Origin of the sequence: Scytonema sp. PRP1 (genome assembly GCF_036697665.2) — a bacterium.
GTDB lineage: Bacteria > Cyanobacteriota > Cyanobacteriia > Cyanobacteriales > Nostocaceae > Kalymmatonema > Kalymmatonema gypsitolerans.
Window position 1 is genome coordinate 24,641 of the sequence record NZ_JBAHYJ020000072.1, and the last position, 25,408, is coordinate 50,048.

Below are 25,408 nucleotides of genomic sequence, written 5' to 3' on the forward strand. Positions count from 1 at the left end.
AGTCATTAGTCAATAATTGTAGAGACGCTTTCATTCAGCGCGTCTGTACATCTTTGTCATTAGTCATTAGTCAAAAATTATTCTCCCCTCACTCCCTTACTCCCTCACTCCCTCACTCCTCCTACTCCTAGTTGGCATCTAGTTTACTGACTTGCTCCGCAGCAAGGGCATACCATATTTGACCAAATGTTTGTTTATCCAGTTTCTCATCCCCGCGTCGCTGTCCCGGAAACAATCTATCAAATTTTTTGTTTGTGTCTTTGTTGAGTTGGTCGATGGTATAGTTACCCAATTGTCCTGCTTGTGCTTGACGTCTCCACTTGTCGTAGTCTCGCGCACTGTAGTTTCCCAGGTTGCGACGCGCTGAGGTGTTCAGATTAGCCCGTTCTAAGTTATTCAACAAGTCGTCGGCGATCGCGTACCATTCTTTTCGTAAAGCAGTATCTTCTGAATTACTTGTAAGAGTCCGTCCTTTAGCTCCAGGATTTTTAGTATAAAAAATTTTATCTACCGTTTGTATAAAAAATACTTGTGGAATTTCTAGCTGCTGACGGCGACGCATAATTTCGTTGCTGCGATTTGTTTCTTTGCTAACAGTTGGTTCTTCAGGAGAATCTGAGCCTCCTGGAATTTTAGGTAATGATATTGTTGGTATAGAAATAGATGATACAGCTTGAACAACGACATTTACGATTGCCCAAGTCCCAGCCAAAGTTAAAACAATGACGCTTGTACTGACAAGACTGAAAGCAAAAGGACGAAGCCAAATCGGTAAAGGCAGCGCTTGAGCAACCATTTGAGTTTTATTATGAAGCTTGCCGACAACGGTATTGACATGTTTTCGCCCAGGAGCAACGACCATTGTCTTAAGCTTTGTCATATAAGTATTTGCAGGTTTGGCATTTACAGGTTTGGTATTTACAGGTTTGGTATTTACAGGTTTGGTATTTACAGGTTTGGTATTTACAGGTTCGGCTGCAGGAATGTGAGACTGTAATTCTTTGAGAACGTCATCGGCTTTTTGATAGCGATCGCTTGGTTTATAAGCCAACATCTTTTTTAACACAGCTTCTAGTTTGGGGCTGACTTTGATTTCTTCTCCCCAACGCCAAGTTCCCTCAAAGCTGTCGTAGAGTTTTTGCGGTTCCTGTCCCGTTAATAACACCAGCGCCGTCACTGCCAAAGAGTACAAATCGCTACTAGGAAATGCTTTTCCCTGCCGGAGTTGTTCTTCTGGTGCATATCCTTTTTTACCTAAAAGAGTACGAATTCCACCGAGTTGGGTAAACCAAAAACCCTGAGAGGCTGGCAATTGTTTTACACCACCAAAGTCAATCAGCACAGGTAAATTATCAGTATGCCGCAAAATCACATTATCAGCAGAAATATCGCGGTGAATAACATTGAGAAAGTGGATGTAAGACAAAACGGGCAACATCTGTTGCAGCAGTTTGACAACTTCCTCCTCACTAAAAGTTTGCCCCTGAGTTTTGCGGGTTTCTAATAAATCCCAGTAGTTGTCACCCTCCACATAGTCTTGCACTAAAAAGAAAAAATCTTTATTAGCCAACTGTACTTGTAGCGAGGCGTGAAATCGTGGAATTTGAGGATGCTGAAGTTTTTTCAACACACTTGCTTCTCGTTCAAACAGTTCTTTAGCTTTTTCTAAATCTTGCTGTTCTTCAACTTGGGGTGCAAATTCCTTCAGCACGCACTGTAGTTGCGATTGATGTAAATCCTCCGCTAAATAAGTGCGTCCAAAGCCTCCCTGACCCAAATGACGTATAATCCGATACTTTTTATCGATAATTTGCCCTACCGCAAGAGGTAACGGCTCACCGCATTGAGTGCAAAAGCGGTTCTTCTCATTGTTTACGTGTTGTTTGCTGCAATAAACATCCATAGCGCTGAAGGATGAATAAAAAGTTTTTATTAAGTTGCTACAAAGTGGAAAGCCGCGATTACGCATATCTCGCCCTTTATCCTTATTATTTTGCCCTGCTTTTTTATGGGTGAGGGAGAACCTAATATTGCATTTTTATAGAATTGAAGAATAATCAAGATATTTTAATAATACTAGTGATATTTTATACAAAATAGGGTTTATCAACAATACTTTCCTTGTTTTTGCTTCAAGAAAAAAATTGGGAGATTTCTGGAAATACCTCTTGTTCATTTGAATAAAGTGTTAGAACTCAGTTCATCAATATCAATTTCTCAATAATGTTGAGAAGCTCCTCAATATTTATTGAACGTAGAAACAATAAAGTAAGACTTATAAAAAATAACTTTAATAAAAATTTATAACAACCCAAATAGATGACGTGAGTTTGATATTTAAAAAAAATAAAAGAGGTTTTCCAATGACTGAACGTGAAAAAATCGAATTAACGAAAGCAAAAGTTGAATTAACAAAAGCTTCTTATCCTATAGTATGCTTTGGATTAGCAGCCATAATAATGGTGGTGGCAACGGTAGCTTCAGCCGTTCCAAATTCAAAATTAAGTGGTGAGAAATGGGCTGCCATACTGGGAGTCGTGAGTAGTGCAATAACAGCAGGAGCGGGTATTGCTCAAGCACCCCGAAACAATGGGAATCAAGACGGAACTTCCTTTACAGCTCAAGAACACACTACCGTGCAAAACAAAAATGGTAAGGTGGACAAAGAAATAACAGTTGCTGGGGAATCTACTCACAGCACTTAAATGAGTATATCTAGGTAACGATCGCACATTCTACGTCGCAATCCTCGCAAACAAGGAGAAAATAGAGAAAAATACTCAGATTTTTGCAAATGAAAGCAGAAAAACAGCAGCGTGCAATTACGGCATTTCAAGACTTTTTAACTACACCCCTAGAAACACTACTACAACAGCATCTCAACACGGATACTTCAACAGTAGTGGCATTATTTCACTATATGGCTGCTACTGTACCCGCTTACAAAGATTTTTTAGCACATCATGGGGTAAATCCTGATCAATACCAAACCTTTGACGATTTCCAAAGATTACCGCAACTCACCAAAGAAAATTACCTGCTACGTTATCCTTTAGCCCAATTGTGCCGTCACGGAGAGTTACAAACGTGCGACATGATAGCTGTTTCCTCTGGTTCCACAGGAAAACCCACATTTTGGCCGCGTTTTTTTGCAGATGAAATGCAAATTGCTACGCGTTTTGAGCAGGTATTTCATGACAGTTTTTATGCAGATACTAAACGCACTCTAGCTGTAATTTGTTTTAGTCTAGGAACCTGGGTAGGTGGAATGTACACCACCAATTGCTGTCGCTATCTTGGCAGCAAAGGTTATCCTATCACTGTGGTGACTCCCGGCAACAATAAAGAAGAAATCTTTCGAGTCGTGCAGGAACTTGGTTCGGATTTTGAACAGGTTGTGCTGTTAGGATATCCTCCGTTTCTTAAAGATATTATTGATACTGGAATTGCCCGTGGTATTGAGTGGCAGGAATATCAGATAAAGTTGGTTATGGCGGGAGAAGTCTTTAGCGAAGAATGGCGTAGTTTGGTGGGTGAAAGAGTTGGTTCCCAACATTCCTGCTACGACTCAGTATCACTCTATGGCACGGCAGACGCGGGTGTTTTGGGTAACGAAACCCCTTTAAGTATCTGCATTCGGCGATTTTTGGCAAATCACCCAGAGGCAGCGCGTGCCTTGTTCGGGGAGTCTCGTTTACCTACACTGGTACAATATGACCCCGTAAGTCGCTTTTTTGAAGTGATAGATGGCACATTATTATTTTCTGGAGACAATGGCATTCCCCTCGTGCGATATAACATCTTAGATAGTGGGGGAATAGTTAGTTACGATGCCATGCTCGAATTTTTGGCAAAATATGGCTTCGATCCAGTGGCGGAGTTACAAAATCAGGGTGGAAGAGGCGTTCGTCAGCTACCTTTCGTTTACGTTTTTGGACGCTCTAATTTTACAGTGTCCTACTTTGGAGCGAATATTTACCCAGAAAATGTGACAGTGGGATTAGAGCAACCAGTCATTAGAGAATGGGTGACGGGTAAGTTCGTGTTGCAAGTGCAGGAAGATGCAGACAAGAACCGATTTTTATCTGTGGTTGTGGAGTTAGCACCAGGCGTGGAAGATAGTGAAGATAAAACGGAAGCCATAACATCCTCCATTCTTACCCAACTCAAGCGCCTTAACAGCGAATTTGCGAACTACGTTCCCCCAGAATACCAAATGCCACAAGTTGCATTAGCGCCAACAGGCGATCCAGAATATTTCCCCGTTGGGGTGAAGCACCGCTACACGCGTAAGTAGTGCGAAATTGCAGCAACTTAGCAATATTAGGATATTTTTAGCAAGAAAAGAAAAGACAATGGTGAGCGGCAAGCCTTAAAATCAATTCCAACCTTGACATTAAGTAGATACAAGAACTATCAGCTGAGTTATGGTATATTCAGCAACATTGCTACTAAAGTGTTCAAGCGTTAACTACTAGGCTTGCCATAACAGAAAAACCTCACCATTATGTCACTACATTATGCGGCAGCCAAAAACTGATTCTTTCTTGGTCAAAGCAACTCTGCTTACCACAAGCACCCTGACTGTTATGGCAGGGGCAACGATCGCACCTTCACTACCTGCAATGCGCGAGCATTTTGCCAGTGTCGCAAATGTGGACTACTGGGTGAGGTTGGTTTTGACGTTTCCAGCACTCTGCATTGCAATAGGCGCTCCTTTTGCAGGGCTCATCATCGATCGCTTTGGACGAAAACCATTGCTGAGCATAGCTGTGGTTGTGTATGGTTTGGCTGGTAGCTCAGGCTTTGTATTGAACTCCATAGGAATTATTCTACTAGGACGGGCGCTGCTGGGCTTGAGTGTAGCGGGGATTATGACCACAGCCACAACTCTGATTGCTGACTATTACATTGGTGCAAACCGCGCCCAGTTTCTGGGATTCCAGGCAGCATTTATGGGTTTGGGGGGCGTGATTTTCCTCACTGTCGGCGGTTTTGTGGCAGATATCTCTTGGCGGATGCCGTTTTTAATTTACCTGGTTGCCTTAGTGCTTTTGCCCTTTATCCTGCTTTTGCCCGAACCTAGTCGCACAGGCAATTCCTCAACTCAACTCAAAGATACACCACCAGAACCAAGTGATTTTCCGTGGGTGTTGCTGGTGCTAACCTACGGAATTGCTTTTGTCACCCAGGTGGTGTTCTACATGATACCAGTGCAATTGCCCTTCTTTCTCCAACAGTTGAGCAATGCTAATGCTTCTCAGAGTGGATTGGCGATCGCCTTATGCACGCTCTTCAATTCTGCGACTGCTTTTGGATATCAGGGCATCAAAGCACGTCTGTCATTCATTAATATTTACGCGATCGCCTTTTTGTTTATGGGCATCGGGTATGAGATCATCGGTTTTGCTCCGGCATATGGAATCGTTCTTGTTGGGTTAGCAGTTGGTGGTTTCGGACTAGGACTGTTGATGCCAAACCTGAATGTTTGTTTAACCTCCGTCATTCCTGCTGTCTCGCGGGGTCGAGTGTTAGGCGGATTGACGACTTGTTTTTTCCTCGGTCAGTTCATTTCACCTATCATCAGTCAGCCCTTAAGTCAATCGGTTGGTTTGGGTACGACTTATGGTTTAGCAGGAGGATTCATGCTGGTTTTGGCTGTCATTACCTTTGGGGTAATGACGCGGTGGAAGTGATTCGCGTCAAAGCTTCAGTCTCGCTCTGTTGAAATTTCAGAGCCTGCCAGATTTGGAACAATGGTTGATGGAAAATGTGAAGTAGGCGATGCTCCTCCGGAGCCGCCCAAAGGGCGATGGCGCAGAGCGCCCGCTTCGCGATCGCGTTTCTGGCAAGGGGCGATTTCCTACGGGAGGCTACGCGATCGCCCTTGAACGGATTGCCCGTAGATTTAAAGTTGATCAATGACAGAAGCACTGTCTCTATCGATAGTGCTTCGAGATTTGCTGCGGGAGAGACTGCGATCGCTATGAATTTTTTCCTTCTCGATTACGTTCCCTGGCTATTTGCTTTTCTAGTGAACGGCTCACATCCCTTGCCCAAAAACACATTTCAGGTACTGGGTGATAAAACCATGTTTGTAGGAGCATCAAATACATCTCAAGGTGTGGAATTGAGCCTGACCATATACTGGGATAAAGACGATCTTCTAAGGCTTGGCGAAATTCTTGAAATGCACCAAATTCATGAGTAAGCTTTTCCCAAGCTGGGTGCCATTTATTATTACCTGTTTTGTCTATTTCAAGCATAGGATAAAAAATACATAGGAACGGCGCACGAATTTCTGGATTAACTTTAGCCCATTCTCTACATTCAGCGTCGGAAATACCGAATAATATGCCTTCTTTATTAGGAGACTCTCCATCAAACCTGTGTTGTCGTGGTCCAACAAGAGCTTTTAAGTAATGAACCTCTGATGGAGTTGCAATCTCAAAAAAACGTGATAAAGTCCCCCACAGCAAAATTGGTTTCTCTTTCACTAATAATTTAATGATATTTCGGAAATTACTATCTAGTGCAAAGAAAACCCTGTGATATTCTACTTGGCATAGCCGTGTAACTTGATTGCTGAGTCCAACTGCGAATTCATCATCAATGCCACAATGTTTTTGAACTAAGAGAGTAACCTCCTCAAACAGATACCCATCGCTTGCAGAGCCCCTAACGTTTTCAAGAAGTCTGTGTGAAGTAATCAGTTGTTTAATCCATTTGACAAGTTGTTTGTCAAGCTCCTCTCGGTTGTGTTGGTACATGGAAATAATTTCGAGAGCTGTCCATATACCTTCCGAACCGTGATTAAAAGCTAGCTCATCAATTAAAGGAAGGATATCTTCGGCACTGAGGTTGTCCAATCCCTTCCCATATGAGAAATACACACATACTGTTGCAGGAATACTTCCCTCTTTTACACTCTGAACAATTTCATTAAGTCTTTCAACAGAAATCTTAACGGCGGTGTATACATTTACCATCTGATTCTTGAGAGCGTCAGATTTAAGAGCAATCTGGATACACTTACCCGCAGCTTCTGTTCCCCTTTTATCAATACCAGCAAGTAATCCACGGAGAAACTGTATTCCCTTTCGGTCGATAGATGCCTCAAACTCGTTCACTGCAACCTGAAAAGCATCTATCGGATCTTCCAATTTCATTGCTAACTCATGGGCAAACGGGAATGCATTATTCAGTTCTTCTTTAGCCATTGTTTGAATGGCACGATATGTAAGCTCTTTGTCTACCGCAATTTCAGCCGCAACTTCCTTTGCTTTCCTGGATGAGTATTCAAAATCTCGGGTGGAGCTATTATCTCTGTCATAACTCAAATCGGGATTACGAATATCCGCCGACCAAAATTTCGTATAGAGAAGGGCTCGTTGGATTGGATCTGTCGGCATAAGATCGTCATAAAGCTTTCTAACTTTTTGGGAGAAGTTTTCTGATGCTTTCATTCGATCAAAATAGAGCCAATCACCAACTCCCTCAATAGCCTCAAGCCAAATGCCTTTCTCTTTTCCAATATCCTTTACGATATTTTCAATATCGCCAAACAGATTTTCACAGAGTAATGCTCGAATATGAGAAGCAAGAATCTTCTCACATTTATCTGCAAATTTTCTATAGTTAGTACGAATATTCGTGAGCCTTTGAAGACCATTTCTATAAAAATCGAAAATTTCATCCCAGTTTTTTGGATTCCAATCTTTAAGAGGAGGTCGGCTCCCTATTAATTCGGAGCCTCTAGACCAAACAATGTAATCTTGCTTTAAAGTTTTGTCTAATGCTTCAATACAAATTGAAATAATTCTCTCATCACCAGATGACAGCCCTTGATCAAGTATTGCAAACCTTTCAGAAGGCTCAGCTTCAGTTCCACTCAGTTGTAATTGAAAAAGTTGTTTGAACCGACTAGCTGCATTAGTTGAATAAGTTTCATTTTCGATCGCAGCTAGTCGCATGAGTAGTTGTGCTGCTACGTAAAACGATCCTTTTCGGAAAACAAGTTTTTCCAACACTTCCACAAGATTTTGCTTTCTCGTCACTATTTCTTTCAAATCATCTATAGATAGATCTCCATATACATACCGGATAACATCGGCAACGCCATCAGGATCAATATGTACCAGAGCATTAAGACACTGTGAACCAAGCTCTGTACTCAATCTTTCCAACGAGCCGCACCATCCATCTCTTGCCAAAAGCCGTTGAGCAACTATAGCGGCTGTTTTTGAAACATCAAAATAACGCCATTGACTTAGGAAAGACGCACGTAGCGCTGGAGGTGCATTTTCTATGAAGTTAAGAATAGTTTTTACACGTAGTAAATCCAGCCTTCTGGCTCCAAGAAAAGCAGCTATGGGGAGAGGTTGGGCTATGAAATAACAACCACGATGATCTACAAGATGTTGTTTTGATGCATGAGCTAAATATTCATACATCTCATCACCAGTTTGTCGAGCTAAATTTTCAGCGACAAAGTCAATCTCATCACTGAGATTTTCATCCGCACCTACTTGCTTGAATAAAGCAAGACACTCGATCGCTCGAACTTGTTCGACTCGATTGATGCCGCAACCTGTGAGGATGCGCTCTACAACATCTTCGACAGATTTCAGAATTGGTGCTCCTTCTGAATAGTTATCTGTTGCTAGCACAGCAATGCGTGGGTACCCGCCACTTAGATTCTTGATAAAGTTGATATCTGAGTCATCAGCTTTTGGGTAGCGTTGTCGAATGATGCCCTCAACAAGAGTGTCGTCAGCAGGAGCAACAGAGATATTGAGGCAGTTATCTTTTTCGATAGGTTGGTTATCATTGCCAATCGTTAGAACTCTGAGGTTGCTACCTTCCGTCATCACGATTTCACAGAGTTGAGCAGCAGTCTCACGCGGACATTCATCCACAATAATGAGGGCAGAACTTCCAGATTCTGAGAGACTCTGAGCCGTTTGGAAAATCTGACGACCAATGTCCCTGAAATCACAATAAATTGTAGATGTTGCTAATGCAATCTTCGCTATAGTGGTTCTATCTCTAAATACCTCGTATACAAACCGAGTTTTTCCCACACCTGATGGACCAAAAATCCTGACGAATTTTTTAGACTCGGCTAGATAGTCTGCAATTCGTTCTTTTATTTTCTCGAAAGTAAGTGAGTTCTCACTAGGAGCTTCGCGTTCTAGCTGGCTGAGAATCTTTTTATTTCCAATCAGAAAACGATTTGCTTTGTCTTCGACCTGTGGAATTAACGCAATATCAGCTTTTCTACCCAATCTTTCAACTGTTTGAAAACCTCTTAAACTAAGCCCACACTGCCTCTCATTAAGCCAGAGTGCGATCGCTGGGTGTTGTGACACCCAATCAGCAATCTTATTCGCGTCATAAATATCAATATTCTTTAATTGATTGGGATCAGCTCCAGCATCTCGAATACCTTGTTTGATACCTTTAATTCGCTCATCGTATTTGGTTCCAATCACCACGGCAGATGTGAAACCGATATAAGAACCATTTTCAGCAATGACCTTTGTCATCGCCTCATTCAGCGTTCGTACAGCCCCTTTTTTTTGACTACCCTTTGTCCAAACCTCTTTTTTCCAGCCTGCTGGTCCCGGATCGGTAGCTTTTGCCTGAAATATACAAAATCTAGAAGGTAAATAATCTGTACGTTCAAGACCACCAGCCCATGAAATTCGTGCATCTTCTCCTCCATCGGGAACAGTAATCTGAAGGGGTACTGAAACTCCACGCAGACTGATACCAGAGCACTGAGCTTCGGCATATAGCAATTTTTTCAGCAGTTCGACAAGCTCTTTGCTATCCAAGCTTTGAATCTGAGGTGAGAAAACGTTAAAAATCATGCCATGTTAAAGATGTATGTAAGCTAGTAAAAACTATAAATTCATATACTGTAGATTTTGCGTTTGTCAATTTCTTAAGCTTTAACAGCAAGTGTAGTTTGGGTCAAGCGACAATGCGATCGCAGTTTTGGAGTTGGGCGATTGGCTCCGCCAGTGCCCCTTGGGCAATCGCACTCTGGCGTTTGAAAACTACTTTCTGGAACGCTACAAAATGTATCTGTTGGGTGAGTTACAGTATCCTTCAGATATGTATCAGCTATATGCCATAAAACGACTCCGACAAATCATTTATCATGAGCGTGCGGTGCTTGAGGCTCTAGAAGCGCTGAAAAACCCTAACTCCAAAGAGATCCAGCTTCAAGTTGATGCTACATTGCAACGTTACGCATTTTTGTACGACAGTTAAGCATTGCCAATCTGTAAAAAAACCCGTCCAAATTATCATTTGAACGGATTTCTTTTGTCAAAAAATTAATTACAACCTACTTTTGTTACAGTTTGTACCTTTACAACTTACAAATCAGGAGGCAAAATCACGTTATCAATCACATGAATAATGCCATTGCTGGCTTTGATGTCAGGCTGAACCACCTTAGCATCATTCACTGTTACCCCAGCGCTGGGATCAACCTTGACGTTAATCGGACCACCTTCAATGCTTTTCACTTCTCCAGATTTCAAATCACCGGACGATACTGAACCTGAGATCACATGATATTGCAAAATCTTCACCAGGACTTCTTTATTTTCCGGCTTTAACAAATCTTGTACCGCATCTTGTGGCAGTTTGGCAAATGCTGCATCACGGTAGGTGCGAAGACTGTGAAAGGACCTTTGCCTTGCAAGGTTTCTGCTAGTCCAGCCGCCCTTAAAGCCTTGGTTAGAAACGTAAAGGAACCGTTGGACTCTGCAACCGCTACCAAGTTTTGGCTACTTGTACCCGCTCCAGGTGCAGGAGGTGTGGTGGGTGTAGTTGGTGTTGTGGGTGTACCTGGTGTTGTAGGTACTTCTGTTCCAGGCGGGGTGGGTGTGCTTCCAGGGGGAGATGTGGGAGCCACAGAAGGACTTGTCCCAGCTCCACCTGGACAAGCAGCACGGTTATAAGGACACTCCTGTAAAATACTAGGACTGGGGTTTACTCCTCGTCGTCCTTGTGCCACTGTTGTGTTTTTAGCTGGGTTTTTTTTGGATGTAGCTTGTAGTGCAAGCTCACTAGGTGTAGAATAACCTGCATTTACTAATAGGCGTTGAGCATCACTATACGCTGCTTCCTTGAAAATACCAGGATTAGAATTTAATATCTCGCTTGCTCCAGTAGGTAGACCCATAAGGAGACTAATGCCCGTTACTCCTACTATGCCAGCCAACTTGGTCAGCAAATTGCTGTATTCAACCTTCATAAACTTTGTTTGGCTTTAATTTCCACACATTACCATAATGATTTATATCATTATGGTAGACAGAAAATCTAACTAAAGAAGTAAGATTTTTTGTCACAAATAAGCAATATATTAATTTGGAAAAATTTGAACATTTTCCTATTGATGAGTTTATAGCGGTTCAAGGCATGAATGAAGTGCAGCTAGGGCAAATAATATTCCTCAACTCATCAGCGAGGGAATGAGAATGAATTCTGTGTTGCCTTGTTCTCTTGTTCTTTCAAAACGTATTCCATGAAATTGAAACTCGCTATAATTTACCACCCACATAAAAATCTATATCAAATATAGTTGAATTGGAAAAAACATTTATTTATAGACCATTGAATTAGTTATTCTGTTCCCGGAAAATGAAAATTCCGGCAGAATTGCATAATTCCAGCCAAAAGAAAAAGGAATAAGCGCAAGTGAATATATTGAGCAATTGATTAGAAAACATATGAGCAGCACCGCGTATGTGCTACGCATTCACTCGCGGTGCGCTCTCCGACGGAGAAGCCAGTGCAGGCGAGTAGCGTCCCACACGCTCGTTGGAGTGGGCTTTCTGCTTTCATCATTGTAAAATTTATAAGGGAACCACCTATAGGAACTGAAGAATGCTGGAATTATACCAGTTTGAATTATCTCAATACTCAGAAAAAGTGCGCCTGATCCTTGATTATAAAGGGCTGGAATACCGCAAAATCGAGGTGACGCCAGGGATTGGACAGGTAGAACTATTCCGGTTGACTGGTCAGCGTCAAGTACCAGTTTTGAAGGACGGTAGTAGATATATAGCGGATTCAACGGAAATAGCCAAGTATTTAGACTCACAGTATCCAGAACGCCCTTTGATACCAACCGATCCAAAAAAGCGGGGTGTATGTTTATTAATAGAAGAATGGGCGGATGAATCAATTGGGGTCAAAGGTCGCAAAGCACTGTTTTCTGCCATTAGTCAAAACCAGAATTTTCGCAAGTCCTTACTCCCAACCAACACACCAGATGTGCTCAAAAATCTGGTAGAAGGAGTACCCAGCGACGTACTGACAGTTTTGGGTTTAGGGGTGGGTTATAGCCCAGATGCGATACGTAGCGCGATCGCCGACTTGAAACAAGACTTGGAAGCGCTTGTGCTGTTGTTGGCAGATAGCCCTTATTTAGTAGGAGATGAACCGACCTTAGCTGACTTTGCCGTGGCGGGTTTGTCGATATTGCTGAAGTTCCCGGATGGTCCCTATCTAAATTTACCAGAAACCATCAGAGGCAAAGGAGTCCCCGTATTGGCTGAAAATCCAGCTTACCAACCGTTCTTTGCTTGGCGCGATCGCCTCTATGCGCAATATCGCAGACCACTCATAGGTGGTACCACCACAGCAAGTCCAAATGCGCCTACTTCAATTCAAATTGAGTAATGAGTCAATAGTCATTAGTCATTAGTTATTGGTTCTTAACAAATGACAAATGACAAAACTTTTGTCGCCAATTTTGTCTTGTACAATTAGAATGCAACATATGAGAAAGCTCATCACTATGTGATTAATGAAATGAATTTGGACGCTCCATTAGGTTCGGTTATACAAGGCTCTCTCACAGGGGGATTAGAAGTTAGATTGCACCCCGATGTTTCGGTAGAAGATATGCGGGTGGGTAAATTTTTAGTTGTCCAAGGGGTGCGATCGCGTTTTTTCTGCATGCTCACAGACGTAGCGTTAGGAATTGCCAACCAAAGAATTATTGCTAATCCTCCTAATTGGGAAGATACTTTTTTACGAGAAATTTTAGCAGGAGGCGGCACATACGGTACCATCAACCTCGCGCCTATGTTGATGTTTACTCCGGAATCTCAAGAATCTTTTTCTCCAACAAACGGCAAATCTGCAAATCCTTTTGTTCCATCGGCGACAGGTTTGGCATCATTTCAGCCGCAAACCAGCACGACAATGGAACTGCTCCCAGTGAAAACGATTCCCAGCCACTTTAGCCAAGTTTATGAAGCTTCCGAAGAAGATTTTCGTCGGGTATTCGGTTGGGAAGATGATCCTCAAAGGAAAAATTTTTCCATTGGTCAACCACTGGATATGGAGGTACCAGTTTGCCTCGATTTAAACCGCTTTGTAGAAAGAAGCAACGGCGTTTTTGGGAAATCAGGAACTGGCAAATCGTTTTTAACAAGGTTACTCTTAGCTGGGACAATCCGCAAAAATGCTGCAGTGAATTTGATTTTTGATATGCACTCAGAGTATGGCTGGGAAGCCGTCTCGGAAGGGAAACAATTTAGCACTGTTAAAGGTTTAAAACAGCTCTTTCCTAGTCTTGTTGAAGTCTACACTCTCGATCCCGAATCCACCAAGCGCCGAGGCGTTTCTCACGCTCAAGAACTCTACTTAAGTTACGACCAAATTGAAGTCGAAGATATTAAGTTATGCAGTCGTGATTTAGGACTTTCGGAAGCGAGTTTGGATAACGCCAATATTTTGTTCGCTGAGTTTGGCAAGTCTTGGATTCTCCAACTCATAAATATGACCAATGAGGAAATCAAACTCTTTTGTGAAGAGAAGCGAGGACACCAAGGTTCAATTACCGCACTGCAGCGCAAACTCCTGCGATTGGAAAATTTAAAGTATATGCGTGCGGCGTGTCCCCAAAATTACGTCAATCAAATGTTGCGTTCCCTAGAAGCTGGGAAGAATATTGTTGTAGAGTTTGGGTCTCAATCGAATATGCTTTCTTATATGTTGGTGACCAACATGATTACCCGGCGGATTCACCAACACTATGTCAGTAAGGCAGAAAAGTTTTTACAAACAAAAAATCCGAACGATAAACCAACGCAATTGATGATTACGATTGAGGAGGCGCACCGTTTCCTCGACCCAGCGACAGTACAAAGTACAATCTTTGGTACTATTGCCCGCGAGATGCGGAAATATTTCGTAACGCTCTTGGTAGTTGATCAACGTCCCTCGGGGATAGATAATGAAGTTATGTCCCAGATTGGCACTCGCATCACCGCCTTACTCAACGATGAAAAAGACATTGAAGCCATTTTTACAGGCGTGTCTGGTGGAGGTGCCTTGCGGTCTGTGTTGGCAAAATTGGACTCTAAGCAGCAAGCCTTAATTTTAGGTCACGCCGTTCCCATGCCGGTGGTTGTGCGTACGCGTCCCTACGATATCAAATTCTATGAAGAAATTGGCGAAACTGCTTGGGAAGAAAAGCCAGATGAAGAAGTCTTCGCCGCAGCACAACTCGCCAAAGCGGATCTCGGGTTTTAGAAATTTTCGATTTGAAATTTGACAATTGGTAGTCGCTAAGTACAGTATTTCATGAATTCGTAATGTTTTGAAACGCACCAGGAGCGCGCTCGGTAAACGCAGCGAAAAGTTCTGCAGGAGGTGAGACCAGTGCTGCAGGAGGGTTTCCCGACCTAGGCAACTGGCGTAAGCGCAAAGCGCGCCGCTAGGCATACGCGTAGCGTCTCCGTTCGCCCTTGGCGTGCCGCAGGCATAGGAGATACCCGAAGGGGTTTCCCGACCTAGGAAACTTTTCAAGACAAAGGAGCGCTGAGTCTCGGTTTAAGTTTTCGCGATGGCAATTATGTAGTAAGGAACATTTGGGCTGTTTAAGAGGATGTTTGAAAAGCTTATTTTTATGTATCCAGGCGATTAGAAATCGCGGCTATACAGACAAAACCTGTCTCCGCATTTGCTCAAAAAAGGTGAAAATATATTTTTTCAACGCAAAATAGGAGACACATTTGGCTTTCAAAAAGTGTTTGGTTTTCGCGCAGGTGTTGCGATCCTCCAAGAGGAACTTCAAAGTGCGATCGCTAGCTTAGGTGGACAACCAACCAGTAACTTATCCATCACTCTTCAAAAAGATATAAAGATAGGCAGTCGGCGATGGGAGTAACAAAAGGTCTAACATTGGTAATCGGGGTGGGTAATTCGTAGTTGATATTTAGGTTTTTAGTCGCGCTTGGGCGCAATTACGTACCCATGACCACTTGTTGAACAAACTCTGTAATTATGTCCAGCTACCGCGCATCAACTCAAGGATGACAAAATTCTTGCAGCAGTGGTTGATGAACTTTGCAACGTTCACGGATGCCATATTGTAATTTTGTACGGTTCAACAGCTAAACGTACACACACCGCTCAAGCATGACTACGACCTGATTGCTGTTAAACAAACTGGCTTTGAGTCTGCGGGATGCCCGTTTCTGGAATAATAACTATCTAGATATTTTCATCTATAACCAGAAAGATGTTATAATCGTAGATAGTTCCTTCCTGCAGATTCTCGGGGGCGTAGTATTGCAACGGGAAGGTTTCGGGCAAAACTTGCTCAAGCAAGTAGACGAGTTCTTTGCCACTGAATCCTGCGGCGCTATCAGCAAACGAAATTCAACTGCGGCGCACTTGGTGCTACAAGATGTTAAAGCGCATCTCCCAACGAGACATTGAAGCTGATTACCGTCGTGTGTGGCTGCTATATACGCTGCTTGAAGACTATTTTGCCTTACGTCAGAAGTGGTATCTCGGTTCAAAGGAGAGTTGGAACTGGCTCAAAACTTACGAGCATAGATACTTACATGGCTTTTGAAGTGGCTCTCAAGCCTGGAGCGCCCTTTTCGGCTATTGAGTCTTTGGTGAAAAAAGTGATAGCTCTAAACCCAGGTTAAGGGAGAAAACATCTCAACTACCAATTCTCAATTTCCAATTCCCGATTTCTAGATTTCGTGACATCCCTCCATGATGAGAACCATTTCAGTTCGGTTATCCGGCTATAGATGGAGGAATGATTACGGGATTTTAGAGTCACTATAGATAGTGTAACTTTTCAAAATGAGTATTAGACTCTTCGTACAATAAGATTGATTTGCATTATAATAGAAAGATTTAACTAAAGTACTTTACGATTAACATGATATATCGTACTATAGAAGATCTAGAAGTCATACTGACTTCGTATTATGATTCTCGCCATCAGCGATTTAAGGATTAAAAAAATTATTGAAGACAAACCAGTATGGTTATAAACGATTTCAAAATTTAGGGAAGGTAGGGGAACCTATCGAAAAGAGTAACCGTCTTGACAAATTCTGTAGAAATCAATTTTCTCTGTGATAGTTCCCCTGGATGCGTATTACGTGTACTAACTTTCCCAATCCGCCCTAGTTATTAAGTATTAATTTTTGTTTACGGAGTAGAGGAAAACGCACCAATGCCTACTGTTGATACCCAAACCGAAAACCTTAACGCCAAATTCACGGCTGATATGGTGCGAACCTATCTGCGCGAGATTGGTCGTGTACCGCTGCTAACCCGTGAGCAAGAGATTGTCTTTGGGAAGCAGGTACAACAAATGATGACGCTCCTGGATGCTAAGGAGGCTTTGGCGAAGAAATTACGCCAGGAACCTAGCTTAGAAGAATGGGCTGCTCATGTTCGCAAATCTGAGACTGAGGTCAAACAGATCGTACACCAAGGCAAGCGCGCAAAGCAGAAGATGATTGAAGCGAATTTGCGCTTAGTTGTTGCCATTGCCAAGAAGTACCAGAAGCGGAACATGGAGTTTCTGGATCTGATCCAGGAAGGAACACTAGGATTAGAGCGGGGTGTGGAGAAATTTGACCCAACGCGTGGTTATAAGTTCTCAACCTACGCTTACTGGTGGATTCGTCAAGCGATAACGCGGGCGATCGCTCAGCAAGGTCGTACGATTCGTTTACCGATCCACATTACCGAGAAGCTGAACAAAATCAAAAAAGTGCAGCGTGAACTGGCTCAGAAGTTGGGGCGATCGCCAACTCCTGCGGAAATTGGCAAAGAACTTGAGTTAGAACCAGCGCAAATCCGCGAGTACCTCAACATGGCGCGTCAGCCAGTATCTTTGGATGTAAAAGTTGGCGATAACCAAGATACCGAACTGCAAGAAATGCTCGAAGATGAAGGACCATCACCAGAGTATTACACCACCCAGGAATTCTTGCGCCAAGACTTAAACAATATGTTGGCAGAACTTACCCCGCAACAGCGAGAAGTTTTAGCCCTGCGCTTTGGTTTACTGGATGGAAACGAAATGTCTTTGGCGAAAGTTGGCGAACGGTTGAACCTTAGCCGCGAACGCGTCCGTCAGTTAGAGCATCAAGCCCTTGCTCATCTGCGTCGTCGTCGTGCCAATGTTAAAGAATACGTTGCTAGCTAATCTACGGACGTAGCATTGCTACGTCTTGAATGAATCATGGCGACGCGCCTCCTGAATTCAGGGGGCGATTTTTTTTGAGGAGAACACAGAACACAGAACTCACAATCACCTCCACAGATGAATCCACTTGCTGTGTGAGCTTATATCAAGCCTGGTACAGCGGGACGCTCGTTAAGTTTGAACTTAAGACAAGAGAATTTTTGAGGGTTGTCTTTAAAAATTCCCAAGTTCTTCACAATTGCAGCTTAAAGTTAAACCAACAGCTTCCTATAAGCTGCTGGCAAAAACAACCTATTGTCAATATCTATATGGGTAAATTCGTATAGTGCGTAAGTTCTACTCAGTTCTGAGTCCTGAGTCCTGAATTCTGAGTTCTTTGTTGGTCATGCGTTACCATTTCCCCCTACTTCCCTATATTCAGTTATTTTTGCCAAAATTTCTCGACGAAATTCGGAATCAAGAAAATTGCTTGTGTAGTTTAGCTTGTTCATACATTAGAGAGATGACTCTAGCAAAAAGGTGTTAATTGTTTTTGAAATTAAATAATCAACAAGAAAAATGCTAAAAATTAGGTTTTCTTTTTCATTTTTCATTTTTCAAAACAATCATCCTATGGGGTGAACCTTAGGGGTGAAGCGCGAATAGAACGAATAATGGTAGGTTAAGATCATCGCCGAAAATTCAATGAAAAATTTATTTGTTGGCAAAGATTTCTCCAGACAATATAAATCAAACCATTGACGGAGCCTTTATATATCAATACTTCGGTAACTTGTAAGTAAGTTGTAGAAAACCCAGATAATTTTTTTACAGGAGTAGTAGGGTGGCTAACAACATCAAAAAGTTTGTTTCTTCAAGTTTATTAGGAATCCCCTTTGTAGGCGGACTTCTCATCCTTGGTTTTGTTGCTAATTTTCCGAAACCAGTACTCAGTAACCAAACTGCATACCTTGATCCATCCACGGTGTCCTCTACAGATTCTCAGTTACCAACTTACACTTGGTTGCAAAGTCATCCTTCGCCTGCTTCAGAATTCAGTGGGGACAAGCAAGCCCGTTTGCGCAAAGCACTGACAAAATCAGTGAGTGTTCTAGGTCATGTCACTCAACCAAATATCACTCAACCAAATAATTTAGAAATCGTCTCTACAACAACCACAGCAAAGGTTGTAGAACCCCAAACATCTGCCAAAAAAGCCACAGCTGCGGCTGCTGGAGCTAAATTTCCCCAACAAGATGGTGTTTACCTTTATGGTCAATCGCCAAAATCAGGTGAACTCGGGCAAGGCTATATCATATTTGAGAAACGGCAGAGCAAAGTGATTGGTGCGCTCTATATGCCAAGCTCTGAGTTTAGTTGTTTTAATGGCACACTCCAGTCCTCAGGACAGTTGGCAATGACGGTAACAGGTTACCCTGGTGATAAAAGCCCTACTCAGGTGGCGACAAACAATACATTGCCTCGGGTCATGGATGATGAGTCCAGTAATTATGCCCACTCTGTAACGCTCCAAGATTATTATCCGGTCAATGGAATGGCTGCTAGCGATCGCCAGGTTTTACAAATGTGTCAAAGCGGTATCAGTCAGTAGGGGTGTAATGCCTTGCGCCCGTAAGGGAGTAGGAAATCAAAAATAACCGACAATTTCTAATACACAATTTTACCCGCTTGTCAATACTCAATTCCTGGTTGCGCCTTAATGCCTTGATCGCGGAACGGATGCTTAATGAGAGACATTTCTGTCACCAAGTCGGCTTGTTCAATCAATGCCGTAGGAGCGCCTCTGCCGGTGAGAATAACATGATTGTCAGGTGGCTTTTGAGCCAACCCGGCTAAAACTTCTTCAACTCCTAAATAAGCAAGTTTAAGAGCTATATTAATTTCATCCAACAGCACCAGCTTGAAATCTGGGTTGCGGATATATTCTAATCCTTTTTGCCAAGCTTCGACAGCTTTTTCAATATCGCGATCGCGGTCTTGGGTTTCCCAAGTGAAGCCTTCGCCCATAGCATGAAATTCTAATAAATCATCTTGCCAAATACTGAAAACTCTTTTTTCCGCAGGTTCCCAAGCTCCTTTGATAAATTGAATAATCGCGACTTTATAACCATGACCAAGCGCACGCAACACCATTCCTAGCGCCGCCGTGGTTTTTCCCTTGCCATTACCAGTATTTACGATAATTAACCCTTTTTCAGTAGAGGCATTAGTAACTCGCACCTCCTGCACTTGTTTGCGTCGCTCCATCTTTTTGCGGTACTGTTCTGACGTCAGGGAGGAATTCTCCCCAACAGCTACATCACTAGTCGTTGCCCAAGTTTCATCGGTTTGCATGGCGCTGGCATTGAATTCAGTGTCATTACTACTAGCATGAACCAAAACAGTCAATCTGAAGCAAGCGAACTCAATTGCGGGAAACAGAATTCTTGTTATTCAAGGCGATATGACTTTCGCACAGATGCTATTGTGAACAATCGCTACAAAAACAACTAAACTAAACCGTTCAGTTTACATGCCATTTGATTGCAGCTTCCGTTACACTACCCAAGGCATTGCCTTAAATTCACTGATATAAATGTTAATTATCTAACAAAAGAATCTCAAAATTTGGTACGATGACCAGTGAAAAATTTGTCACACAGCAGGCTCAGTAGTATCAGAAAAAAAATATATAAAAAATTTTGATAAACAATCTCAGGTGCTGAAAAAGCACGAATTGAAGGGAATATCAAATTTTGATGAAATTAAGTGTGATCGTACCCTGTTTCAATGCTGCGGATACCATCGCTTTTCAATTGGAGGCGTTGGCTAAGCAGCAATGCTCCGAACCGTGGGAGATTGTTGTTGCCGACAACGGCTCAACTGATGACACCGTGGCGATCATCAAACAATATCAGCACCGCATACCTCATCTTCGTTTTGTCGAAGCATCTGCTCGCAGAGGTTCTGCCTACGCCCGCAACGTTGGTGCAAGTGTTGCCAAGGGTGTTGCCTTTGCATTCTGCGATGCTGACGACGAAGTTGCCCCAGGATGGGTAGCAGCTATGATTGAAGCACTCTCCAAACACGACTTAGTTGCAGGTTGCAACGAGTACTCGAAATTGAATCAACCGTGGGTCATTGAGTGCTGTGCATACGCAGAGGGCAATGGAGTTAACAAACATCCATATTTTCCATATGCAGGTGCCAGTAATCTTGGTGTCAAGCGTTCAGTCCATGAAATGGTCGGTGGTTTCGATGAAACGATGCTCTCACTCCAAGACGTTGACTACTGCTGGAGGATTCAAGAGGCAGGGAAAACACTTGACTGTGCAAAAGATGCACTCGTTCATTTCCGGTTTCGCAACACCATTGAAGGTCTGTACCGTCGATCTTGGAAATTAGCTTGTTACGACGTTTTGCTACATAAAAAGCATCAACAAGTGGGTATGCCTAAGTTGATCAAATGGCAGGGGTTTGTCAAAGACGCAGTCATTCTTGCTTTGAAATTTATGCTGAGAGTTCGTGATAGAGAAAGTTTAGTGAGGTGGTTATTAAATTTTGCCTGGTTTGCAGGACATTTGCACGGTTGCATAAAGTATAAGTATCTTCCCTGAAAAACCTACCATCTCTGGTCTAGGGGATATGATCAACCAAAACATTTAAGAATGCAACGACGGCTGATTTATGGAAAATAGAGCTTCCGTTATCCAAGACGATATTACTCAGCTACAGGTAGATGCTATTGTGAATGCTGCCAACAACAGCCTGTTGGGAGGAGGCGGTGTAGATGGCGCGATACATCGTGCCGCCGGACCAGAACTTTTGGAAGAGTGTCGCAAGTTGCACGGATGCGATACTGGTCAAGCAAAGATCACCAAAGGTTATCAGCTGACGGCAAAGTGGGTCATTCACACCGTTGGTCCTGTGTGGGAAGGTGGGAATTCTGGTGAAGATGAGCTATTGGCACAGTGTTATCGCAACAGTCTAGCCTTAGCAGTGCAAAATGGCATAAAAACCATTGCTTTTCCAGCCATTAGCACAGGCGCTTATGGTTTTCCGCTCCACCGGGCTACTAAAATTGCTGTTAGTGAAGTTAATAAGTTTTTACAGAGCAATGATTCCCTAGAACAAGCCATTTTCGTTTGTTTTGGGCAAAACGCTTACAATTGCTACTTGCAGGTGATGCAAGAAATCACTCAAAGGTAGATACGATTGTATCCTGTCTGTTTATTCAAATTTGACATGTAGTCGTCCATAGAATACAAGTCTGGGGCTAACTAGAAAAAGGACAAGGGGAGGAAGATTTTCATGCTTGGGGTTTGCAGCAGAAAACCTGCCTATGCAGACTAGAAATCTTTTGTCGTTGAGTTTAGCTGGACAGATGTCTAGTAAACTTATCAGTTATTTCTTTGGGGGCTACCATGTCAAAACAGCTGGGTAAAAAAATCTCACCTGCACCGATGCCAACTGATATCGGCGTCGTCGATTTGATTGATAATTACTTCACCGCCTACAATTCAGCACGGTTACGGGAGATATGTCATCTCCTTAGTCGAGATGTCTTCAAGGAAGGCGTGACGGTAGGAGTCAGCCTTTCTGGTGCGATGACACCAGCAGGATACGGAGTTTCTGCACTGGCACCGTTAATCCGCAACGGATTTATTGACTGGATCATCAGCACTGGTGCTAATCTTTATCATGATATGCACTATGGGCTAGGTTTTGAACTCTTCGCTGGCAATCCATTTTTGGATGATGTGAAGCTGCGCCAGCAAAGCACTATCCGTATTTATGACATTATCTTTGGTTATGATGTGCTGTTGGAAACAGATGCTTTCATCCGTAAAGTTTTGCAAGCTGAACCATTCCAAAAACGGATGGGAACTGCGGAATTTCATCATCTACTAGGCAAGTATGTCCGGGAAGTAGAAAAGCAACTGGGGGTTAAGCATTCCTGCCTGCTCGCTACAGCTTACGAGTGTGGCGTACCTATTTATACATCTTCGCCGGGGGATAGTTCCATTGGTATGAACGTTGCCGCATTGTCGTTGGAAGGTTCCAAGCTAATCTTAGACCCTTCGATAGATGTCAATGAAACAGCAGCTATTGCCTACTCTGCGCGGGAGACAGGAGGCAAGAGTGCAGCTGTCATTATTGGTGGTGGCAGTCCGAAAAACTTTTTGCTACAAACACAACCGCAAATTCATGAAGTTTTGGGACTAGAAGAACGAGGACACGATTACTTTGTCCAGTTCACTGATGCTCGTCCTGATACTGGAGGGTTATCTGGAGCAACACCCTCGGAAGCTGTGAGTTGGGGTAAGATTGACCCAGATGAGTTACCCAGCACCATCGTTTGTTATACCGATAGCACAATTGCACTGCCCTTAGTCACAGCTTACGTTTTAAACCAAAACCAGCCTCGTTCTTTGAAGCGGCTGTATGACAAGCGGGAACAGATGTTAGAAAAGTTGCGGACAGATTATTTAGCAGCTAAAACTCAATCAGTAGATGAAATACCAGCTGCTGTGACTGATGGCGGTTCTCCCCAAGAAGTCGCAACTTATCCTGTAGGCAGGTTGATTCCTAATACCGGAGGCGGGGAGTAAGAGAGATGGGGGAGCAGGGGGAGAAAATTCTTCCTCATGTTCCTTATCTCCTCATCAGTTGCGACTGACCAACATATAAGTCGTCATCTTCCCTTTGTCTTTGATTTCGATTTCACCACGTTTTTCAAATAGGAATTCATCACGTAAACATTTGTAGGTAACTTCTGTCACTTGAATTTTGCCAGCCAAGCCCTGAGATTGCATACGGCTGGCAATTTTTACTGTGTCTCCCCAGAGGTCGTAGGTAAACTTTTTCATGCTAATGAGCCCCGCCGCCACCGGACCGCTATGAATTCCGATACGGATGCTAAAGTTTTGGTTGTTTTCAGTATTGAACTGGGCGATCGCTGTTTGCATATCTAACGCCATCTGGGCGATTGCGCGTTCGCGGTAGCGTGTCCCTTCGGGACTCAGCGCAGTGCCCTCAAGGGCAATCGCTTGGGCGTGGTTTGGGCATCGCCTAGGCAGACCACCAACTACCATATAAGCATCATCGGTAGTCTTAATCTTCTCCAAACCATATCGCTCGGTAAGTTGGTCGAAAACTGAGAAAATTTTGTTGAGTATGTTGACTAATTGAATTGCACTTATTTGAGAGGCGATTTCAGTAAAACCTACAATATCTGCAAACAGAACTGTGATATTAGCAAAGTCTTCTGCAATTGTACCTGGTTCTTCTTTCAAGGGGTTGAATATTGCTTCTGGTAAATTATCCAACAAACCGAACGCGTTTTGTTGCTGTTGATGGCGTAGTGCTTCCTCTGCTACAATGGAGCCAGTCATGTTACGAAAAATGCCGCGAGTGGCAACTGGTTTTCCTTCTACAAATTTACAGTTAATATTCCCTTCCACAAAGATTTTTTCACCATCTTTAGAAACGAATACAGTTGTCAGTTGTTCGAGTTTTTCCCCTGACATCACGCGACAAAATAGTTCCCGACATTCTTCTTGAAAATCGGGATGGATGATGTCAAACAAATTTATCTTCTGAATTTCAGCTTGAGTATATCCTAAAGTTTGAAGCCATGCTCGATTAACATATTCCAAACGACCATAGGGAGTCACAGACTGAATCAAGTCGTTGGTGTTTTCAAACAAGTCTCGATACCGTTCTTCGCTTTCCAGTAGCGCTGACTCTGCTTGTTTGCGTTTGATAAATTGAGCAATTTGGCTACCTATAGAAACCATCATTTGCAACAGGTCTGCATCTTTTGATTGTACATCCCGACTCAAGAAAATCATCACGCCTAATATTTCATTGTCAGCCAAGATGGGAAAGCCAAATGCTGTATGCAATCCGGCTTCAACAGCGGCAGAAGATCGCCTGTCAGCGCCTTGTTCCTTGCCCAATCGCTCAATATTAGTATGATGCGATATATGACTCATCCAAACGGGCGATCGCGTCACCCAAATTTGACCAGGTAAGCCTACACTAGGGGTATAAGTCGTCTGCCAAGTGATTGCTTTGAATTCTTGCTCCGCAAATGTTCGACTCGACCAAATTTCCACACACCTGAGAACTGGATTGAAACTGCATCGCTGTACCGATGCTTCCATATATTGATTTGATGTCCAAAGTTCTCCTAAATCCCATGCCAGGTTTTCACAAATTGTTTGTATAATCTTCGGAATCGCCTGCTTTACACTTTGAGGCTCTGATAAGATACGGGTTATAGCAGATTGTGTATTGTTGCGTTCTTGTCTGCGCTGTCTGGCGGTGATGTCTCGACCAATGTATACAATATCTTCTAACCCATCTATTTTTTTCTTAATCACTAAACAAGAAAAAGCAATCAGTATTTTTTCTTTTGTTTTCTTGCGACAAATAAATTCTCTATTTTGAAAACTTTTTTTATATAAAGAAATCGATTGAAAAGCTTGTTGCCAAAAATTATTATCTTCAAATATTAAAGAAATTGGTTTATTTACTAATTCTTCTTCACTATAACCAAATAATTCTAATGCTGCGGAATTGACTTTCTTGATTTCTCCTAACTTAGTCGTTATTAGCAAGGCATCTCCCATTGAACTAATAACTTTTTCGATGTAGTTTTTATACGCACCTAAAACACTATATAGTAACTTGGCGTCATTTATTTTATGAGATAATCTTTGCTTTAAAATCATCTTTTTTGCTACATCTTAAAAAATAACCATTCATCTCTTCTCAGAATTTTTCCCTGAACTCTTTAATAATATAGATGATAGATGAAAATATAAATAGCATTTCTTTCGACAATCTCGTTCAATTGCTTTGAATATAAATCTTTTTTGCTCTCTTTATAGATTTAAGGATATCTTCAATTCCTAT

At 42.6% G+C, this 25,408-nt stretch carries 18 protein-coding genes and 1 pseudogene; 14 read left to right on the forward strand and 5 right to left on the reverse strand.

Annotated elements, in window-relative coordinates; genetic code table 11:
• Positions 1-127 precede the first annotated feature (127 nt).
• Positions 128-1,903 carry a serine/threonine-protein kinase gene (locus V5G28_RS15585; protein ID WP_332996933.1) on the reverse strand — a complete coding sequence of 592 codons (1,776 nt, stop codon included), beginning with the start codon at positions 1,901-1,903 and terminating at the stop codon, positions 128-130.
• Between the two features lie 460 nt (positions 1,904-2,363).
• Between V5G28_RS15585 and V5G28_RS15590 the strand changes: the two genes are divergently transcribed.
• The 4 genes from V5G28_RS15590 to V5G28_RS15605 all read left to right on the forward strand — a co-directional run bounded on the left by V5G28_RS15590 (position 2,364) and on the right by V5G28_RS15605 (position 5,891).
• Positions 2,364-2,705: a hypothetical protein gene (locus V5G28_RS15590; RefSeq protein WP_332996935.1), complete on the forward strand. Its 342-nt coding sequence runs from the start codon at positions 2,364-2,366 to the stop codon at positions 2,703-2,705.
• An 89-nt stretch (positions 2,706-2,794) separates the two neighbouring features.
• Positions 2,795-4,297: a phenylacetate--CoA ligase family protein gene (locus V5G28_RS15595; protein ID WP_332996937.1), complete on the forward strand. Its 1,503-nt coding sequence runs from the start codon at positions 2,795-2,797 to the stop codon at positions 4,295-4,297.
• A 223-nt stretch (positions 4,298-4,520) separates the two neighbouring features.
• On the forward strand, positions 4,521-5,696 hold the full coding sequence (locus tag V5G28_RS15600) for an MFS transporter (protein WP_332996939.1): 1,176 nt from the start codon (positions 4,521-4,523) through the stop codon (positions 5,694-5,696).
• A 60-nt stretch (positions 5,697-5,756) separates the two neighbouring features.
• The gene (locus tag V5G28_RS15605) at positions 5,757-5,891 is read left to right on the forward strand and encodes a hypothetical protein (protein ID WP_332996941.1); all 135 of its coding nucleotides are present in this window, start codon (positions 5,757-5,759) and stop codon (positions 5,889-5,891) included.
• A 93-nt stretch (positions 5,892-5,984) separates the two neighbouring features.
• Here V5G28_RS15605 and V5G28_RS15610 read toward each other — a convergent pair whose 3' ends face one another.
• Positions 5,985-9,875, reverse strand: a complete 3,891-nt coding sequence (locus V5G28_RS15610; RefSeq protein WP_332996943.1) for a hypothetical protein — start codon at positions 9,873-9,875, stop codon at positions 5,985-5,987.
• A 133-nt stretch (positions 9,876-10,008) separates the two neighbouring features.
• Here V5G28_RS15610 and V5G28_RS15615 point away from each other — a divergent pair, with 133 nt between their 5' ends.
• Positions 10,009-10,281, forward strand: coding sequence for a hypothetical protein (locus V5G28_RS15615; protein ID WP_332996945.1), 273 nt, complete (start codon positions 10,009-10,011; stop codon positions 10,279-10,281).
• 107 nt (positions 10,282-10,388) lie between these two features.
• On the opposite strand, the pseudogene V5G28_RS15620 reads toward V5G28_RS15615, so the two are convergent.
• A pseudogene (locus V5G28_RS15620) lies at positions 10,389-11,275 on the reverse strand (fasciclin domain-containing protein).
• A 635-nt stretch (positions 11,276-11,910) separates the two neighbouring features.
• Between V5G28_RS15620 and V5G28_RS15625 the strand changes: the two are divergent.
• The 6 genes from V5G28_RS15625 (at position 11,911) to V5G28_RS15650 (ending at position 19,097) form a co-directional block, all read left to right on the forward strand.
• Positions 11,911-12,708, forward strand: coding sequence for a glutathione S-transferase family protein (locus V5G28_RS15625; protein WP_332996949.1), 798 nt, complete (start codon positions 11,911-11,913; stop codon positions 12,706-12,708).
• 132 nt (positions 12,709-12,840) lie between these two features.
• Positions 12,841-14,571, forward strand: a complete 1,731-nt coding sequence (locus tag V5G28_RS15630) for an ATP-binding protein (RefSeq protein WP_332996951.1) — start codon at positions 12,841-12,843, stop codon at positions 14,569-14,571.
• A gap of 496 nt (positions 14,572-15,067) precedes the next feature.
• On the forward strand, positions 15,068-15,208 hold the full coding sequence (locus V5G28_RS15635; protein ID WP_336230874.1) for a hypothetical protein: 141 nt from the start codon (positions 15,068-15,070) through the stop codon (positions 15,206-15,208).
• Between the two features lie 456 nt (positions 15,209-15,664).
• Positions 15,665-15,901 carry a hypothetical protein gene (locus V5G28_RS15640; protein ID WP_332996955.1) on the forward strand — a complete coding sequence of 79 codons (237 nt, stop codon included), beginning with the start codon at positions 15,665-15,667 and terminating at the stop codon, positions 15,899-15,901.
• 621 nt (positions 15,902-16,522) lie between these two features.
• Positions 16,523-17,506 carry an RNA polymerase sigma factor, RpoD/SigA family gene (locus tag V5G28_RS15645; protein ID WP_332996957.1) on the forward strand — a complete coding sequence of 328 codons (984 nt, stop codon included), beginning with the start codon at positions 16,523-16,525 and terminating at the stop codon, positions 17,504-17,506.
• 823 nt (positions 17,507-18,329) lie between these two features.
• Positions 18,330-19,097: a hypothetical protein gene (locus tag V5G28_RS15650; protein WP_332996958.1), complete on the forward strand. Its 768-nt coding sequence runs from the start codon at positions 18,330-18,332 to the stop codon at positions 19,095-19,097.
• Between the two features lie 80 nt (positions 19,098-19,177).
• Here V5G28_RS15650 and cobO read toward each other — a convergent pair whose 3' ends face one another.
• Positions 19,178-19,840 carry a cob(I)yrinic acid a,c-diamide adenosyltransferase gene (gene cobO, locus V5G28_RS15655; protein ID WP_332996960.1) on the reverse strand — a complete coding sequence of 221 codons (663 nt, stop codon included), beginning with the start codon at positions 19,838-19,840 and terminating at the stop codon, positions 19,178-19,180.
• Positions 19,841-20,244: 404 nt separating this feature from the next.
• On the opposite strand from cobO, the gene V5G28_RS15660 reads away from it, so the two are divergent.
• The 3 genes from V5G28_RS15660 (at position 20,245) to V5G28_RS15670 (ending at position 23,097) form a co-directional block, all read left to right on the forward strand.
• Positions 20,245-21,102, forward strand: coding sequence for a glycosyltransferase (locus V5G28_RS15660; protein ID WP_332996962.1), 858 nt, complete (start codon positions 20,245-20,247; stop codon positions 21,100-21,102).
• 70 nt (positions 21,103-21,172) lie between these two features.
• A complete protein-coding gene (locus V5G28_RS15665) occupies positions 21,173-21,694 on the forward strand; it encodes an O-acetyl-ADP-ribose deacetylase (protein ID WP_332996964.1) in 522 nt (173 codons plus the stop codon).
• Positions 21,695-21,909: 215 nt separating this feature from the next.
• Positions 21,910-23,097, forward strand: coding sequence for a homospermidine biosynthesis protein (locus tag V5G28_RS15670; protein WP_332996967.1), 1,188 nt, complete (start codon positions 21,910-21,912; stop codon positions 23,095-23,097).
• A 54-nt stretch (positions 23,098-23,151) separates the two neighbouring features.
• Here the strand turns inward: V5G28_RS15670 and V5G28_RS15675 are convergent, their stop codons facing one another.
• Positions 23,152-25,224: an adenylate/guanylate cyclase domain-containing protein gene (locus V5G28_RS15675; protein WP_332996969.1), complete on the reverse strand. Its 2,073-nt coding sequence runs from the start codon at positions 25,222-25,224 to the stop codon at positions 23,152-23,154.
• Between the last annotated feature and the right edge of the window lie 184 nt (positions 25,225-25,408).

Excerpts from the sequence above, each read along its gene's own strand:
- V5G28_RS15625 (WP_332996949.1), top strand. The coding sequence starts at position 11,911 with ATGCTGGAATTATACCAGTTTGAATTATCTCAATACTCAGAAAAAGTG.
- V5G28_RS15645 (WP_332996957.1), top strand. The coding sequence starts at position 16,523 with ATGCCTACTGTTGATACCCAAACCGAAAACCTTAACGCCAAATTCACG.
- V5G28_RS15590 (WP_332996935.1), top strand. The coding sequence starts at position 2,364 with ATGACTGAACGTGAAAAAATCGAATTAACGAAAGCAAAAGTTGAATTA.
- V5G28_RS15660 (WP_332996962.1), top strand. The coding sequence starts at position 20,245 with ATGAAATTAAGTGTGATCGTACCCTGTTTCAATGCTGCGGATACCATC.
- V5G28_RS15675 (WP_332996969.1), bottom strand. The coding sequence starts at position 25,224 with ATGATTTTAAAGCAAAGATTATCTCATAAAATAAATGACGCCAAGTTA.
- V5G28_RS15595 (WP_332996937.1), top strand. The coding sequence starts at position 2,795 with ATGAAAGCAGAAAAACAGCAGCGTGCAATTACGGCATTTCAAGACTTT.
- V5G28_RS15610 (WP_332996943.1), bottom strand. The coding sequence starts at position 9,875 with ATGATTTTTAACGTTTTCTCACCTCAGATTCAAAGCTTGGATAGCAAA.
- V5G28_RS15665 (WP_332996964.1), top strand. The coding sequence starts at position 21,173 with ATGGAAAATAGAGCTTCCGTTATCCAAGACGATATTACTCAGCTACAG.
- V5G28_RS15605 (WP_332996941.1), top strand. The coding sequence starts at position 5,757 with ATGGTTGATGGAAAATGTGAAGTAGGCGATGCTCCTCCGGAGCCGCCC.
- V5G28_RS15670 (WP_332996967.1), top strand. The coding sequence starts at position 21,910 with ATGTCAAAACAGCTGGGTAAAAAAATCTCACCTGCACCGATGCCAACT.
- V5G28_RS15630 (WP_332996951.1), top strand. The coding sequence starts at position 12,841 with ATGAATTTGGACGCTCCATTAGGTTCGGTTATACAAGGCTCTCTCACA.
- V5G28_RS15585 (WP_332996933.1), bottom strand. The coding sequence starts at position 1,903 with ATGGATGTTTATTGCAGCAAACAACACGTAAACAATGAGAAGAACCGC.
- cobO (WP_332996960.1), bottom strand. The coding sequence starts at position 19,840 with ATGCAAACCGATGAAACTTGGGCAACGACTAGTGATGTAGCTGTTGGG.
- V5G28_RS15600 (WP_332996939.1), top strand. The coding sequence starts at position 4,521 with ATGCGGCAGCCAAAAACTGATTCTTTCTTGGTCAAAGCAACTCTGCTT.